Consider the following 13609-nt stretch of genomic DNA (forward strand, 5'->3'; position numbering starts at 1 on the left):
GGCCCGCATGAGCGACTCCCTTGATCTCAGCCTGGATGGCGTAGAACGCCGGTCACTGGCTGACTTCACCGAAAATGCCTACCTCAACTACTCCATGTACGTGATCATGGACCGTGCGCTGCCGCATATCGGCGACGGCCTGAAACCGGTACAGCGGCGTATCGTCTACGCCATGAGTGAGCTGGGGCTGGATGCCGATTCCAAGCACAAGAAGTCCGCCCGTACCGTGGGTGACGTGCTCGGCAAGTTCCACCCGCACGGCGACTCCGCCTGCTATGAGGCCATGGTGCTGATGGCCCAGCCGTTCAGCTACCGCTACACGCTGGTGGACGGCCAGGGCAACTGGGGTGCGCCGGACGATCCCAAGTCCTTCGCGGCCATGCGCTACACCGAGGCGCGCCTGTCGCGCTACTCCGAGGTCCTGCTCAGCGAGCTGGGCCAGGGTACCGCGGACTGGGGGCCGAACTTCGACGGCACGCTCCAGGAGCCGCTGGTACTGCCGGCGCGCCTGCCGAACATCCTGCTCAATGGCACCACCGGTATCGCCGTGGGCATGGCCACCGACGTGCCGCCGCATAACCTGCGGGAAGTGGCGTCGGCCTGCGTACGCCTGCTGGACGAACCCAAGGCCACGGTGGAGCAGCTGTGCGAGCACATCCAGGGGCCGGACTATCCCACCGAGGCGGAGATCATCACCCCGCGTGCCGACCTGCTGAAGATCTACGAGACGGGTCGTGGCTCGGTGCGCATGCGCGCCGTGTACCGCGTCGAGGACGGCGACATCGTGGTGTCGGCGCTGCCGCACCAGGTCTCCGGGGCCAAGGTGCTGGAGCAGATCGCCGCGCAGATGCAGGCCAAGAAACTGCCGATGGTGGCTGACCTGCGGGACGAGTCGGACCACGAGAACCCGTGCCGCATCGTGATCATTCCGCGCTCCAACCGGGTCGATCCGGACGAGCTGATGCAGCACCTGTTCGCCACCACCGAGCTGGAATCCACCTACCGGGTCAACGTCAACATCATCGGCCTGGATGGCAAGCCGCAGTTGAAGAACCTGCGCGCTCTGCTGGTGGAATGGCTGGAGTTCCGGGTCGCCACGGTACGTCGTCGCCTGCAGTTCCGCCTGGACAAGGTCGAGCGCCGCCTGCACCTGTTGGACGGCTTGCTGATCGCCTACCTCAACCTGGACGAAGTGATCCATATCATTCGGACCGAGGACCAGCCGCGGGCCAAGCTGATCGAGCGCTTCGCCCTCAGCGAGATCCAGGCCGACTACATCCTCGATACCCGCCTGCGGCAGCTGGCGCGCCTGGAGGAGATGAAGCTGCGTTCCGAGCAGGACGAGTTGCTCAAGGAGCAAGCCAAGCTGCTGGCACTGCTCAACAGCGAAGCCAAGCTGAAGAAGCTGGTACGCACCGAGTTGCTGCAGGATGCCGAGACCTATGGCGACGACCGTCGCTCACCGATCGTTGCCCGGGCCGAAGCCAAGGCCTTGTCGGAAAACGAGCTGATGCCGACCGAGCCGGTGACTATCGTTCTGTCGGAAAAAGGCTGGGTACGCTGTGCCAAGGGGCATGATATTGACGCCACCGGCCTGTCCTACAAGGCCGGCGATGGCTACAAGACCGCTGCTGCCGGGCGCTCCAACCAGTTCGCGGTGTTCATCGATTCCACCGGGCGCAGTTATTCGGTGGCGGCCCATACCCTGCCTTCGGCCCGTGGCCAGGGCGAGCCACTGACCGGCCGGTTGACGCCGCCGCCGGGCGCGACTTTCGAGTGCGTGCTGCTGCCGGACGATGAGGCGCTGTATGTGATCGCTTCCGATGCCGGTTATGGCTTCGTGGTCAAGGGCGAGGACCTCCAGGCCAAGAACAAGGCGGGCAAGGCGCTGCTGAGCCTGCCGAACAATGCCAAGGTCCTGGCGCCGCGGCCGGTGGCCGATCGCGAGCAGAACTGGCTGGCCTCGGTGACCACCGAAGGTCGCCTGCTGGTGTTCAAGATCAGCGACCTGCCGCAACTGGGCAAGGGCAAGGGCAACAAGATCATCGGTATTCCCGGTGAGCGAGTCGCCAGTCGCGAGGAGTATGTGACCGACATCGCGGTGCTGCCGGAAGGCGCGACCCTGGTGCTGCAAGCGGGCAAGCGCACGCTGTCGCTCAAGGCCGACGATCTTGAGCACTACAAGGGTGAGCGCGGGCGTCGTGGCAACAAGTTGCCACGGGGTTTCCAGCGAGTGGACGCGTTGTTGGTAGAGCCTCTCAGTTGAGAGGCACGATCAGCCATTTAACTGGCTGATCGTTGTTGGAACACTGGAGTCATGGCGCATATTCACGGATGATATGCGCATTCAAACGCCGGCCTGGTCCGGCGTTATTCTGTTTTTTTGAGTATTTTCACTGTGGTTGGTCTGGTGGCCGCCACCTGGATGGGATGATGACTGTTCTGCGCCTTCCTTTTATTTTCCTGCTCGCGGGCGTTCTCGGCCTGGCGGGTTGCAGCGTTCACCAGCCGGTGTCGCTGTATCAGCTGGACAGCGGAAGTCCAGCCCAGCCGGCCAGCACCGGCATGTCGGTATTGCTGGGGCCGGTCCTGATTGCCGATTACCTGCAGCGTGAAACCCTGCTGCAGCGCCAGGATGATGGCAGCCTGCAGGCCGCCACCGACGGCCGTTGGGCCGGCAGCCTCTCTTCGGATATCGACCAGTTGCTGCTGCGCCAGGTCGCCGGCCACCTGGACAGCCAGCGAGTGGTGTTGGCCCCGGCCACCAACGGCTTCACTCCGGATGTGCAGGTACTGCTGTCGATCACCCGCCTGGATTCCGGCAAGACCCAGCCGGCGGTGCTGGATGCCCAGTGGCGCCTGATCGATCGCCGTGGCCAGGTGCGTGACAACCGCATCGTCCACCTGCAGGAGCAGCATGCAGGCACCACGGCATCCCAGGTCCAGGCCCAGGGCGTACTGTTGCAGCGCCTGGCCGAGCAGTTGTCCGGCGCCCTCAAGCCGTTGGCCAACCAGCCGGCCGTGGCGGAAGTGCCGCGCAAGGCGCCCGCTGCACCGGCTCCCAAGCCTGCCGAGCAGGAAAAGCGGCCGAAGATCCCGATGGCAACGCCTATCCGTACGGATATGGAAGTGTTCCGCTTCTGAGCCAAACCGCTGCAAGACAAGGCCCGCCTCATGGTGGGCCTTGTCGTTTCTGGGGGCTGGCACAAGAAAGCCCGCGCAGGGCTAATGCCGATCAGTTAAGGAAGCTGTAGGGGCGAGGCTTGCCCGCGATGGACTGCAGAGCGCTGCGTGTATCCAGTCAGCACGAGCAAACGTTAACGCCCATCGCGAGCAACCGAGCGTCGACCGGTTGCTCCTGCAGGGACCGCCTCGCTTGACTGATCGGCATCACGCACAGGGCGGGCTTTGTTGAATGGAGCAGGCCTTACAGCTTGGCGCGGGTCTCGTGCATCCGGGCCAGTTGTCGCTCCAGCATCGAAGGGTAAGGCTCCATCAGGCGTTCGACGCAGCAGGCGCCTTCAGGGCTGGCTATCGGGCGGATACGTGCGCGCTGGCGCAGTAGGGCATCATCGTTGACCTTGCGCTCCACCAGCAGCAGGTTGCGGCTGTGCTGGGACAGGGCCAGGGCATCCTGGGCTGGCTCGGTCAGCAGCAAGTCGATCTGGCTCAGGCCGAACAGGCCCTCGCCCAGGGTCAGCCCCAGTTGCAGTTGCAGGGTGATGCCGCTGTCTGCCACTTCGATCTGCAGGGCATGGCCCAGGGCGCGTAGCAGCTCGCCGCAGCAGATGGCGTTGGTCAGGTAGTCGTCGCCGCTGTCTTCGCTGTGGAACAACATCAGCGTGCTGCCGTCGTTCAGGGTATGCAGTTCGCTCTGGTACAGCGATGCCGCCTGGTCCAGGCAGTCGCGATAGCGTTCGAGCAGTTCCGTCAGGCGGGCACGAGGCAGGCGTCGCAACTGTTCCTGGGCCCCGAGCTGCACGGCAAGCACCGCGCTGTGCTGGGGCTCGGCCGGAACCTGGGGTTGCGGTTTCACTGCGGGTGCGGGGGCCGAGGATTGATCGCGCAGGTCGGCGAACGGGTCCTCTTCTTCATCCAGCTCGTCTTCCTCGACATTGACCACATGCCGTGGCGCAGGCTTCAGGCCGGCTACGGGCGCGCTTTCATCGAAGCTCGGATCCCGCAGGTTACGTACTTCGAATGCGGGCAACTCGTCTTCTTCATCCTGCTGGGCAGGCTGGGTTTGAGGCTCGGGCTCGGGGATTTCCGGAGCCAGGCGTGCGTGCAGCTGGCGCGCCAGGTCGCCGATCTCATCCTGGCGCTGGATGGCCGGAGTGTGCTCGTCCAGGTCGCGCAGCCACACCCGCAGTTGCAGCAGCGGGGTGGAGATATGGCGGCCAAGGCGCAGGCTCAAGGCGAGGGCCAGGGCCAGCAGGATGGCACTGAGAATGCCCATGCTTTGCAGGCTGATGGTCATCGGCTGCTGGAACTGGGCCATGTCCAGGCTGAGCCGCAGGTTGCCGGCAGTCACATCCTGGAAGGTGATCTTGGTCTGGTACACGCCTTCGGTTTCGCCCAGCAGGTTGCTCTTCGGGCGTTGTCCGGCTTCGGCGAGGATGCGGTTGTCGACGCTATAGATCGCCGCGTGGGCCACCAGCGGGTTCTTGGTCAGGTTATTGAGCAAGACGTTGAGGCTGAGGATGTCGTTGGACACCAGCAGTTCAGTGGCTGAAGTGGCGGTCTGCGTGGTCAGGCTCTGGCCCAGGGCGTCGGCCTGTTCGTGCATGGCTTGCTTGAACTGCAAGCCCATCACGCCGGCATAGATCACCAGGGCCAGGGCGACCAGGATCACGTTATGGCTGGCGATGCGCAATGCAATCGGCACACGGCGGTGGCGCAGTGCACGGAAGATCAGCAGGAAGAAGTTGTCGTTTTTAACTGGCGTGGGCCGGTTCACTGAGCTCGGCTCTTTTGTCCGTGAAGTTGACGCGCAGTATAGCGACAGGCCCTAGGCCGGCAAAGCGCTGGCTGTGCCCGATGGTCAGCGAAAGTGGGTAGAATGCGCTTTTTTTTCCACCTCGGGGGTGCGCCTTGCGCGAAATTGTCCTGATAAACATCACCGGCGAAGATCGTCCCGGTCTGACTGCGGCCATTACCGGCGTTCTGGCCCAGGGTGGTGTGAACATCCTCGACATTGGCCAGGCCGTGATCCACGACACCTTGTCGTTTGGCATCCTGGTCGAGATCCCGGACAACGAGCGCAGCTCCTCGGTGCTCAAGGACATCCTGTTCACCGCCTACAAGCTCGACCAGCAGGTGCGCTTCACCCCGGTATCCGAGGCGGATTACCAGCAGTGGGTGGCGGGGCAGGGTAAAAAGCGCCATATCGTCACCCTGCTGACTCGCAAGGTGACCGCCGAGCAACTGCAGCGGGTGAGTTCGATCACTGCCCAGTACGGCTTGAACATCGACCATATCGATCGCCTGTCGGGGCGCATGCCGCTGGACATGCCGGCCGATCAGGGCAAGGGCTGCATCGAGTTTTCGGTGCGTGGCGAGGCGGCCGACCCCCAGGCGCTGCGAGCCGAGTTCCTCAGCGTGGCCCAGGAACTGAACGTCGACATCGCCTTCCAGGAGGACTCGCTGTTCCGTCGTAACCGGCGCCTGGCGGTATTCGACATGGACTCGACCCTGATCGAGGCCGAGGTCATCGACGAGCTGGCCAAGGCAGCCGGTGTCGGTGACCGGGTGGCAGAGATCACCGAGCGGGCGATGGCCGGTGAACTGGACTTTCGCGCCAGCTTCAAGGAGCGCCTGGCCTTGCTCAAGGGGCTGGACATCAATGTCCTGGACTCCATCGGCGCATCCCTGCGCTTGACCGAGGGCGCCGAAACGCTGTTCGCCGAGCTCAAGCGACTGGGCTACAAGACGGCCATTCTCTCTGGTGGTTTCACCTATTTCGCCAAGCAGTTGCAGGCCAAGCTGGGCATCGACTACGTGTTCGCCAACGAACTGGAAGTGGTCGATGGCAAGGTGACCGGCGTGGCCGTAGAGCCAATCGTCGACGCGCAACGCAAGGCGGACCTGCTGCGTGAGCTCGCGCACAAGGAAGGCCTGCGCCTGGAGCAGACCATCGCCGTTGGCGACGGCGCCAACGACCTGCCGATGCTAGGCATTGCCGGGCTGGGTGTAGCGTTCCGTGCCAAGCCGCTGGTCAAGCAGTCGGCCAAGCAGGCGATCTCGACCCTGGGCCTGGATGGCGTGCTGTATCTGCTGGGCTTGCGTGATCGCGACGGGCAGGCCTGACCGCGCACGAGTCTTCACCCATGAAAAACGCCGCTGATCAGCGGCGTTTTTTTGTTTGCGGTGTTATTCAGGCATCAGGCCTTGGGCGCACCCAGGCCCTGGCCCATGCGGACCGGCGAACCGGCAGCCAGCCCTTCGGCCCACTGCACCTGGTCTGGGCCGAACAGCACGATGGCGGTGGAGCCCAGCTTGAAGCGGCCCATCTCGGCGCCTTTCTCCAGGTGGATCGGGGCGCGGGCGGCCTCGTCGTAGCGCACGGTCTTGAGCTCGCGCTTGGGTGGGGTCACCAGGCCGGCCCAGACGGTTTCGATCGAGGCCACGATCATCGCGCCTACCAGCACCAGGGCCATGGGGCCACGCTCGGTATCGAAGATGCACACCACGCGCTCGTTGCGGGCGAACAGCTCGGGGACGTTTTCCGCGGTGGTCTGGTTGACCGAGAAGATCCGTCCTGGGACGTAGACCATCTCGCGCAGGGTGCCGGCCAGTGGCATGTGCACCCGGTGGTAGTCCTTGGGGGACAGGTAGATGGTGGCGAAGTCGCCGCCCATGAACGGCGCGGCCAGGGCCGGATCGCCGCCCAGCAGCTCCAGCACGCTGTAGCTGTGGCCCTTGGCCTGGAACACCCGGCCATGCTCGATCGGACCGAGCTGGCTGACGGCGCCGTCGGCGGGGCTGAGCACTGCACCTGGGGTTGGGTCCAGCGGTCGGGCGCCATCCTTCAGGGCGCGGGTGAAGAAGGCATTGAAATGCTCGTAGGCGGTCACGTCCTCCACTTGGGCTTCGGACATGTCCACCTGGTACTGCTTGGCGAACCAGCTGGTGAAGGCATTCTTGAACCAGCGCACGCGGCACTCGGCGACGCAGCCGGCCAGGCGCGAGAGCAGGTGGTGAGGCAACAGGTACTGGCTGATGATGAACAAACGCTTTTTCATTGGGTGTCCTTAAAAACCTTAAATCTCTACGGGCGTATCGGGATGATTGCCCCATTCGCCCCACGAACCGGCGTAGCCCTTGACCCGTGGATACCCCAGCGCCTTGGCCACCAGGTAGGTGAGGCCGGAGCGGTGATGGGTCTGGCAGTGGGTGATGACTTCTTTGTCTTTGCTGATGCCCAGGTCCTCGAGGATCTGTGGCATGTCGCGGCGGATGCGCAGGTGGCGGGCCTGGTCCATGCCGGCGGTCCACTCGAAATTCACTGCGCCGGGAATATGCCCGCCCTTGGCGGCCAGGACTTTCTCGCCCGAGTACTCCAGTGGGCCGCGAGCGTCCCAGATCGCCAGGTCGGCGGCGCCTATGCGGCTTTGCAGGTATTCGCGGGTGGCGGTGGGTTCGTCATGCAGGGTCAGGGGGACCGCAGCACCATTGGAAGCCGGGACTTCGACGGATACCGGCAGGTTTTCCGCCAGCCAGGCCGGCAGGCCGCCATCCAGATAGTGATAGCGCTGGTGCCCGATCACATCCAGCAGCCAGATGAAGCGTCCGGCCCAGCCGCCACCTTCGTCGTCATACACCACGTAGACCGCCTCGGGGTTGTGCCCGAGTTCACCGAACAGCGTCTCCAGGGCCGCCTTGGGTGGCAGCAGTCCTGGGGCCGGCGCCTGGCCGAGCTGGGTGCGCTTGGGGTCGACGAAGCGCGCTCCGGGAATATGCCCGGTGCTGTAGCGGGCAGCGCTGGTCAGGTCGACCAGGATCAGGTGGCGGGCGTCGAGGCGGGCGAGCAGTTCGCTAGGCTCGATGACCAGCGGCAAGCCGGAAAAATCAGACATGTCAGGTCCCCAGGGCACAAAGGATGGAATTGTAGCGCAAGCGTCACTGGCTGCGGTTGGTAAAGCTGTGCAAGGCTTTTTCGATGCACTGGGCGGTCTTGCCGAAGGCCTGGACACTGGTTTGCGAGAACGGCACGCCGCCCTGGTCGGCGATCGCCAGCAGTTGTACTCGGTCATTGCAGGACAGTGAGCGGATCAGCAAGTGCTCGCCACGAAACAACTGGCGCAGGGCGCCGGGCAAGTGCGCGGCGAACTGTCGGCAGTTGTCCGGCGTCAGGCGGATCTGTGCGGACTTCTCCAGCAGGCGTTGCAGCAGGGGGCTCTGCTTGGCCAGGAAGCTCAGGCCTGCGGCTTCCTTGGGCAGGCCGTACAGCTGTTGTACCCGTAACTGGCTGTGGCTGCGGTCCACCATCAGCAACATGATCCGCTGCATGCCGCAGGCTGCCAGGGCATCCCGGGCAAAACCGGTCAGATGCACGGCGTTGGTGAAGGGGCTTGGCTCCAGCAACAGCTCGCCACAGAGTTTGCGCCACTGGGTCAACTCCAGGGCGGTGGGCGGCGGTGCCGGCAGTTCGCCGTTGTGCAGGCGCCGTACATTCCAGGGCCAGATCAGGGCCTGGGCCGGATGCCAGAGATCGGGCTGGCTGTCGTTGCGGGCACTGTTGGCGGCTTGTTGGTGCAACTGCTGCTGGACCTCGGCGACCGGGATCTGCAGATACAGGGCGGTGAGGTTCTGCCAGCGTTGGCCGTGGGGATTGTTCCAGGAGTACTGCGCTGCCAGGGCCATGCCGTTGGCCAACAATACGCAATTGGCCGGCTGGTTCAGCCAGCGGCGCAGTTCCGGATCGGCATCCAGGCGTTGCTGTTGGCGCAATGGGTTGTCGCCATCGCGCGCGATCAGCATGACCTTGGCCAGCAGGTGTTGTTCCTGGGTCAGTAGCCGATAGCCCTGTTGCACCCAGATCGGCAGATGCCATGCCTGTACCAGGGCCTGGCACAGCTCCATGAGGCGTACGCCGAACAATTGCATCTCGACCTTGCGCGCAGGCTCATGCTTATAGATGACCCGCAGCTCCCATTCGTCCATGAGCTTGGGGTAGGTCATGGCCATGGCCCATAGCGGCGAGAGAAACAGCAGGCTGCCCCAGTGGATGTCCTGCCACAGGCGGGCCAGGCGCCCGGCAAAAAAACCGTTGGCTTGCTGGGTGGCGTGCTGGCTGATCAGTTGCAGCTGTCGCAGGGCCTGGGGGATCTGTTCTTCGGGCAGGGTCGGCAGTTGTTCCAGCAATTCCTGGGTGCGCTTGAGCCCCAGGCGATTGACCGCGATCTCGAGGCTCTCCGCCGGCTCGCTCATGCTGCCTTGGGAATGCCGGTTGGCTTCGCGGATCACGCACAGTGCCAAGGCCGGGCTATTCTGCATCAGGTCGGCGATTTCTCGCAGCGAACTGCGGTTGTTGGCAATGGCTTTGCAGACCCGGTCATGGCTGGTTTGTGGCACTGGCAAGCGCACGGCATTGAGCAGTCTTACCCAGGCGTCGAGAGAGGTGGGCGGGGTCTGTGGGACGCTGGTTTCATTGGACATGGTCGGGCGCAATCATTGTCTGCTGGGAACACGCCCGGAGTGGGCCAAACTGGCTTTTCGCCTTAACTGGCTATAGTCTGGCGCAGTTTTGCCGATAAGTAGAAGAAGAGTTTTAAGAACTTCCGAATATGACCTTGAACCCGACCCAATAAGTACTCTCCTATCTATGGCTAAAATCATCGGCATCATCGTCGTATTCGCTAGCGTGCTCGGCGGATACGTGCTCTCCCACGGTAAAATTGCAGCGCTGATCCAGCCTTTCGAGGTGCTGATCATCGGCGGTGCAGCCTTCGGTGCATTCTTGCAGGCCAACCCGGGCTACATGACGATGCACGTCATCAAGAAGTCCCTGGGGATGTTCAGCTCCCGCTTCACCCACACCTTCTACCTGGAAGTGCTGGGCCTGATCTACGAGATCCTCAACAAGAGTCGTCGCGAAGGCATGATGGCCATCGAGGGCGATATCGAGGACGCGGCCGCCAGCCCGATCTTCGCCAAGTACCCGGCGGTGCTCAAAGACGAGCGCATGACCGCCTACATCTGTGACTACTTGCGCATCATGTCCTCCGGCAACATGGCTCCCCATGAGCTGGAAGGCCTGTTCGACATGGAATTGTTCAGCCTCAAGGAAGAACTCGAGCATCCATCCCATGCGGTCACCGGTATTGCCGACGGCATGCCCGGTTTCGGTATCGTCGCGGCGGTACTGGGTATCGTGGTGACCATGGCGTCCCTGGGGGACGGCGACCAGAAGTCCATTGGCCTGCACGTAGGTGCGGCGCTGGTAGGTACCTTCTTCGGTATTCTCGCGGCCTATGGCTTCTTCGGCCCGCTGGCCCACTCCCTGGCCCACGATGCCAAGGAAGAACTGAACGTCTACGAGGCCATCAAGGCTTCCCTGGTGGCTTCCGCTTCCGGCATGCCACCTTCGCTGGCGGTAGAGTTCGGGCGCAAGGTCCTGTACCCGGCGCATCGTCCTAGCTTCGCCGAGCTGGAACAAGCGGTTCGCGGTCGCTAAGTCATGGAGAACAATCAGCCGATTATCATCAAGCGCGTCAAGCGCTTCGCTGGCGGGCATCACGGGGGGGCGTGGAAAATCGCCTTCGCCGACTTCGCCACGGCGATGATGGCGTTCTTCCTAGTGCTGTGGCTGTTGTCCACGGCCACCCCGGAACAGAAGATCGCCATCGCCGGTTACTTCAAGGACCCGATCGGCTTTTCCGAAAGCGGCACGCCCTACATCATCGACCTGGGCGGCTCGCCGGAACTGGCGCCGGAAAACACCCTTAACCCCGAGATCAAGTCCCAGCCACAACCGGACAAGGTCACAGTGGATTCCGAACAGGTGGAAGGCATGGCCGAGCAGGTCGAGCGCGAACGCCTCGAACTGCTGTTGCAGGAACTGCAGAACAAGGTCGAGGAGAATCCCCAGCTACAGAAGTTCAAGGACCAGATCCTCTTCGAGATCACGCCTGATGGCTTGCGCATCCAGATCATGGACGCCGAGAACCGGCCGATGTTCGACTCCGGCAGTGCACGTCTGAAACCGTACTTCGAAGACATCCTGCTGGCCATGGCCGATACGATCAAGGCGGTGCCGAACAAGATCAGTATCAGTGGCCACACCGATGCCACGCCTTATGCCGGTACCGGTGAATTCGGCAACTGGGAGCTGTCGGCCAACCGTGCCAATGCGGCCCGTCGGGCATTGGTGGCCGGTGGTTACCCCGATCCGCAAGTGGCGCGAGTGGTGGGCTTCGCCTCATCGGCGCTGTTCGATCGCAAGGACCCGTTCAACCCGGTCAACCGGCGTATCGATATCGTGGTGCTGACCAAGAAAGCCCAGCGTGCCATCGAGGGCGAGCAGGTCGATCCCAAGGCGCCAACGCCCACCCAGGGTAGTGGGGCTCCTGGCGAGGTTCCGGGAGCTGCGGCCGACCCGAATGCCCTGCCACCTGGCAGCGAGCCATTGCCGGCCCATGAGGTGCGCCAGCGCCTGAACATCTTCGAAGATGGTGTATTGAAGATGGATGAGCAGGGCGCGGCGGGCCACACACCTGCACCTGCGGCGGTGCCCAGTCCGGCCGCGCCGCCGGCTACTCCGGCGACACCAGGAACTGCAAGGTGAAAAACCACAAGGCCGCGATGATCGCGGCCTTGTGGTTTCTGCGTGGTATCGCTCAGTAGCTGTCGTCGGGCAGGCTGGCGAGGATCGAGCGGTAGCTGTTCATCCGTTGTTGCTGGATGCGCCCTTCTTCCAGGGCCTTGAGCAGGGCGCAGCCTGGCTCGCGGTCGTGCTTGCAGTCCCGGAAGCGGCAGGTGCCCAGCAGGTCGTTGAACTCGATGAAGCCGGCTTCGACATCGGCGCGGCTGACATGGCCCAGGCCGAACTCGCGAATACCCGGGGAGTCGATCAGCTCGCCACCGCCGGGGAAGTGGAACAGCCGCGCAGTGGTGGTGGTATGGGTGCCTTGCCCGGAGAACTCCGACAGCGGGCCGACCCGAGTGAAGACATCCGGTAGCAGGCTGTTCACCAGGGACGACTTGCCGACCCCGGATTGACCGACGAAGACGCTGATGCGGCCGTTCAGCAGTGCCTGCAATTGCTCCATCCCGTCGCCGTGGTGGGCCGAGACCTCCAGTAGCGGATAGCCCAGTTGGCGATAGACGGCCAGCAGGGCATTGAGCGCCGGAGCGTTCTGCTCATCGATCAGGTCGGCCTTGTTCAGCAGCAACAGAGGGCGAATCCCCGCGTGCTCGGCCGCCACCAGGTAGCGGTCGATCAGGTTGGCGTGGGGCTCCGGCATGGGGGCGAAGACGATCACGATCATGTCGACGTTGGCGGCCACAGGCTTCAACTGGCCGCGGCTGTCCGGACGGCATAGCTCGGTGCTGCGGGGCAGTTGCGCGACAATCACCCCAATGCCCTGGTTGCCGGCGCGCCAGACGACCTGGTCACCGGTCACCAGGGCCGGCAGGTTGGCCCGCAGGTAACAGCGAAACACCTGTCCGGCGAGTTCGCCGTCGCGGGCCTCGACTTCGACCTGGACGCCGAAGTGGGCTATCACCAGGCCGGTCTGCTCCGGTCCCAGGTCGCCGCCCTCCAGTGCCTCTACAGCAGAGGACTCGCGTTTGGCTGCGCGGGCTGCGCGCTCACCTTGAATCTTTTCGATGCGCCAGTTTTGGCGGCGATTGAGCTGGCGTTTGGCCATTGATGTTCCGTGTCGATAATTACGGCGGTTGGGTAAAACGGCGGCGAGTTTAGCACGCCGGGCCAGCCCTCTAGGCTAAACTGCGCAACTACGCCGAGGAGCCCACACATGCAAAACCCGCAGAACCTGATTTGGATCGATCTGGAAATGACCGGCCTGAACCCCGACACCGACGTCATCATCGAGATGGCGACCATTGTCACGGACAGCAATCTCAATACCTTGGCTGAAGGACCGGTCATCGCTATCCACCAGAGCGACGAGATTCTCGCCGGCATGGATGAATGGAACACGCGCCAGCATGGAGGTTCCGGCCTGACCCAGCGTGTGCGCGAAAGCCGCATCAGCATGGCTGAGGCCGAGGCCCAGACCATCGCTTTCCTGGAGCAGTGGGTGCCCAAGGGCAAGTCGCCGATCTGTGGCAACAGCATTTGCCAGGACCGGCGCTTCCTCTATCGCCACATGAAGGCCCTGGAAAGCTACTTCCATTATCGCAATCTCGATGTCTCCACCCTCAAGGAGCTGGCCGCCCGTTGGGCCCCAGAGGTGCGCGACAGCTTCAAGAAAGGCAGTACCCACCTGGCCCTGGACGACATTCGCGAGTCCATTGCCGAGCTGCAGCACTACCGCAAGCACTTCATCAAGCTCTGAATAGGCCGGCCGGCGGGTGTGCCGAGGAGTCATGCCCGTTGCCGCCCTCTTTTGGCGTTCGCTTCAACTGAGTAGACTGCGCGCCTTCT

At 63.4% G+C, this 13609-nt stretch carries 11 protein-coding genes; 6 read left to right on the top strand and 5 right to left on the bottom strand.

Translation table 11 applies throughout. The features are described 5' to 3' along the window. Positions 1–7: 7 nt before the first annotated feature. Both parC and I9018_RS02760 read left to right on the top strand, forming a co-directional pair. Positions 8–2266, top strand: a complete 2259-nt coding sequence (gene parC / locus I9018_RS02755) for a DNA topoisomerase IV subunit A (RefSeq protein WP_068576468.1) — start codon at positions 8–10, stop codon at positions 2264–2266. A 167-nt stretch (positions 2267–2433) separates the two neighbouring features. Next, on the top strand, positions 2434–3144 hold the full coding sequence (locus tag I9018_RS02760) for an ABC-type transport auxiliary lipoprotein family protein (protein ID WP_068576466.1): 711 nt from the start codon (positions 2434–2436) through the stop codon (positions 3142–3144). Between the two features lie 283 nt (positions 3145–3427). Here the strand turns inward: I9018_RS02760 and I9018_RS02765 are convergent, their stop codons facing one another. Continuing rightward, on the bottom strand, positions 3428–4957 hold the full coding sequence (locus I9018_RS02765; protein ID WP_241108677.1) for an AhpA/YtjB family protein: 1530 nt from the start codon (positions 4955–4957) through the stop codon (positions 3428–3430). 134 nt (positions 4958–5091) lie between these two features. Between I9018_RS02765 and serB the strand changes: the two genes are divergently transcribed. Then, entirely contained in the window at positions 5092–6306 is a 1215-nt protein-coding gene (gene serB, locus I9018_RS02770) for a phosphoserine phosphatase SerB (protein ID WP_241108678.1), read from the top strand. Between the two features lie 74 nt (positions 6307–6380). Here serB and asd read toward each other — a convergent pair whose 3' ends face one another. Genes asd through I9018_RS02785 form a run of 3 tightly spaced genes read right to left on the bottom strand, consistent with a single transcriptional unit; the run spans position 6381 to position 9657 of the window. Continuing rightward, the gene (asd, locus tag I9018_RS02775; RefSeq protein WP_241108679.1) at positions 6381–7241 is read right to left on the bottom strand and encodes an archaetidylserine decarboxylase; all 861 of its coding nucleotides are present in this window, start codon (positions 7239–7241) and stop codon (positions 6381–6383) included. An 18-nt stretch (positions 7242–7259) separates the two neighbouring features. Beyond that, positions 7260–8075: a rhodanese-like domain-containing protein gene (locus I9018_RS02780; RefSeq protein WP_241108680.1), complete on the bottom strand. Its 816-nt coding sequence runs from the start codon at positions 8073–8075 to the stop codon at positions 7260–7262. Between the two features lie 43 nt (positions 8076–8118). Further along, on the bottom strand, positions 8119–9657 hold the full coding sequence (locus I9018_RS02785) for an HDOD domain-containing protein (protein WP_124345611.1): 1539 nt from the start codon (positions 9655–9657) through the stop codon (positions 8119–8121). A 166-nt stretch (positions 9658–9823) separates the two neighbouring features. Between I9018_RS02785 and motA the strand changes: the two genes are divergently transcribed. Then, entirely contained in the window at positions 9824–10675 is an 852-nt protein-coding gene (motA, locus tag I9018_RS02790) for a flagellar motor stator protein MotA (protein ID WP_068576455.1), read from the top strand. Positions 10676–10678: 3 nt separating this feature from the next. Then, positions 10679–11785 carry a flagellar motor protein MotB gene (motB, locus tag I9018_RS02795; protein ID WP_241108681.1) on the top strand — a complete coding sequence of 369 codons (1107 nt, stop codon included), beginning with the start codon at positions 10679–10681 and terminating at the stop codon, positions 11783–11785. A 52-nt stretch (positions 11786–11837) separates the two neighbouring features. On the opposite strand, the gene rsgA is transcribed toward motB, so the two are convergent. Continuing rightward, complete coding sequence (rsgA, locus tag I9018_RS02800; protein WP_068576452.1) at positions 11838–12869, bottom strand: small ribosomal subunit biogenesis GTPase RsgA; 1032 nt, start codon at positions 12867–12869, stop codon at positions 11838–11840. 108 nt (positions 12870–12977) lie between these two features. On the opposite strand from rsgA, the gene orn reads away from it, so the two are divergent. Further along, the gene (gene orn / locus I9018_RS02805; RefSeq protein WP_068576449.1) at positions 12978–13520 is read left to right on the top strand and encodes an oligoribonuclease; all 543 of its coding nucleotides are present in this window, start codon (positions 12978–12980) and stop codon (positions 13518–13520) included. Positions 13521–13609 lie beyond the last annotated feature (89 nt).

The organism is Pseudomonas sp. MPFS, from assembly GCF_022537035.1.
GTDB classification, from domain to species: domain Bacteria; phylum Pseudomonadota; class Gammaproteobacteria; order Pseudomonadales; family Pseudomonadaceae; genus Aquipseudomonas; species Aquipseudomonas sessilinigenes.

Excerpts from the sequence above, each read along its gene's own strand:
- motB (WP_241108681.1), top strand. The coding sequence starts at position 10,679 with ATGGAGAACAATCAGCCGATTATCATCAAGCGCGTCAAGCGCTTCGCT.
- asd (WP_241108679.1), bottom strand. The coding sequence starts at position 7,241 with ATGAAAAAGCGTTTGTTCATCATCAGCCAGTACCTGTTGCCTCACCAC.
- I9018_RS02780 (WP_241108680.1), bottom strand. The coding sequence starts at position 8,075 with ATGTCTGATTTTTCCGGCTTGCCGCTGGTCATCGAGCCTAGCGAACTG.
- orn (WP_068576449.1), top strand. The coding sequence starts at position 12,978 with ATGCAAAACCCGCAGAACCTGATTTGGATCGATCTGGAAATGACCGGC.
- I9018_RS02760 (WP_068576466.1), top strand. The coding sequence starts at position 2,434 with ATGACTGTTCTGCGCCTTCCTTTTATTTTCCTGCTCGCGGGCGTTCTC.
- rsgA (WP_068576452.1), bottom strand. The coding sequence starts at position 12,869 with ATGGCCAAACGCCAGCTCAATCGCCGCCAAAACTGGCGCATCGAAAAG.
- motA (WP_068576455.1), top strand. The coding sequence starts at position 9,824 with ATGGCTAAAATCATCGGCATCATCGTCGTATTCGCTAGCGTGCTCGGC.
- parC (WP_068576468.1), top strand. The coding sequence starts at position 8 with ATGAGCGACTCCCTTGATCTCAGCCTGGATGGCGTAGAACGCCGGTCA.
- I9018_RS02785 (WP_124345611.1), bottom strand. The coding sequence starts at position 9,657 with ATGTCCAATGAAACCAGCGTCCCACAGACCCCGCCCACCTCTCTCGAC.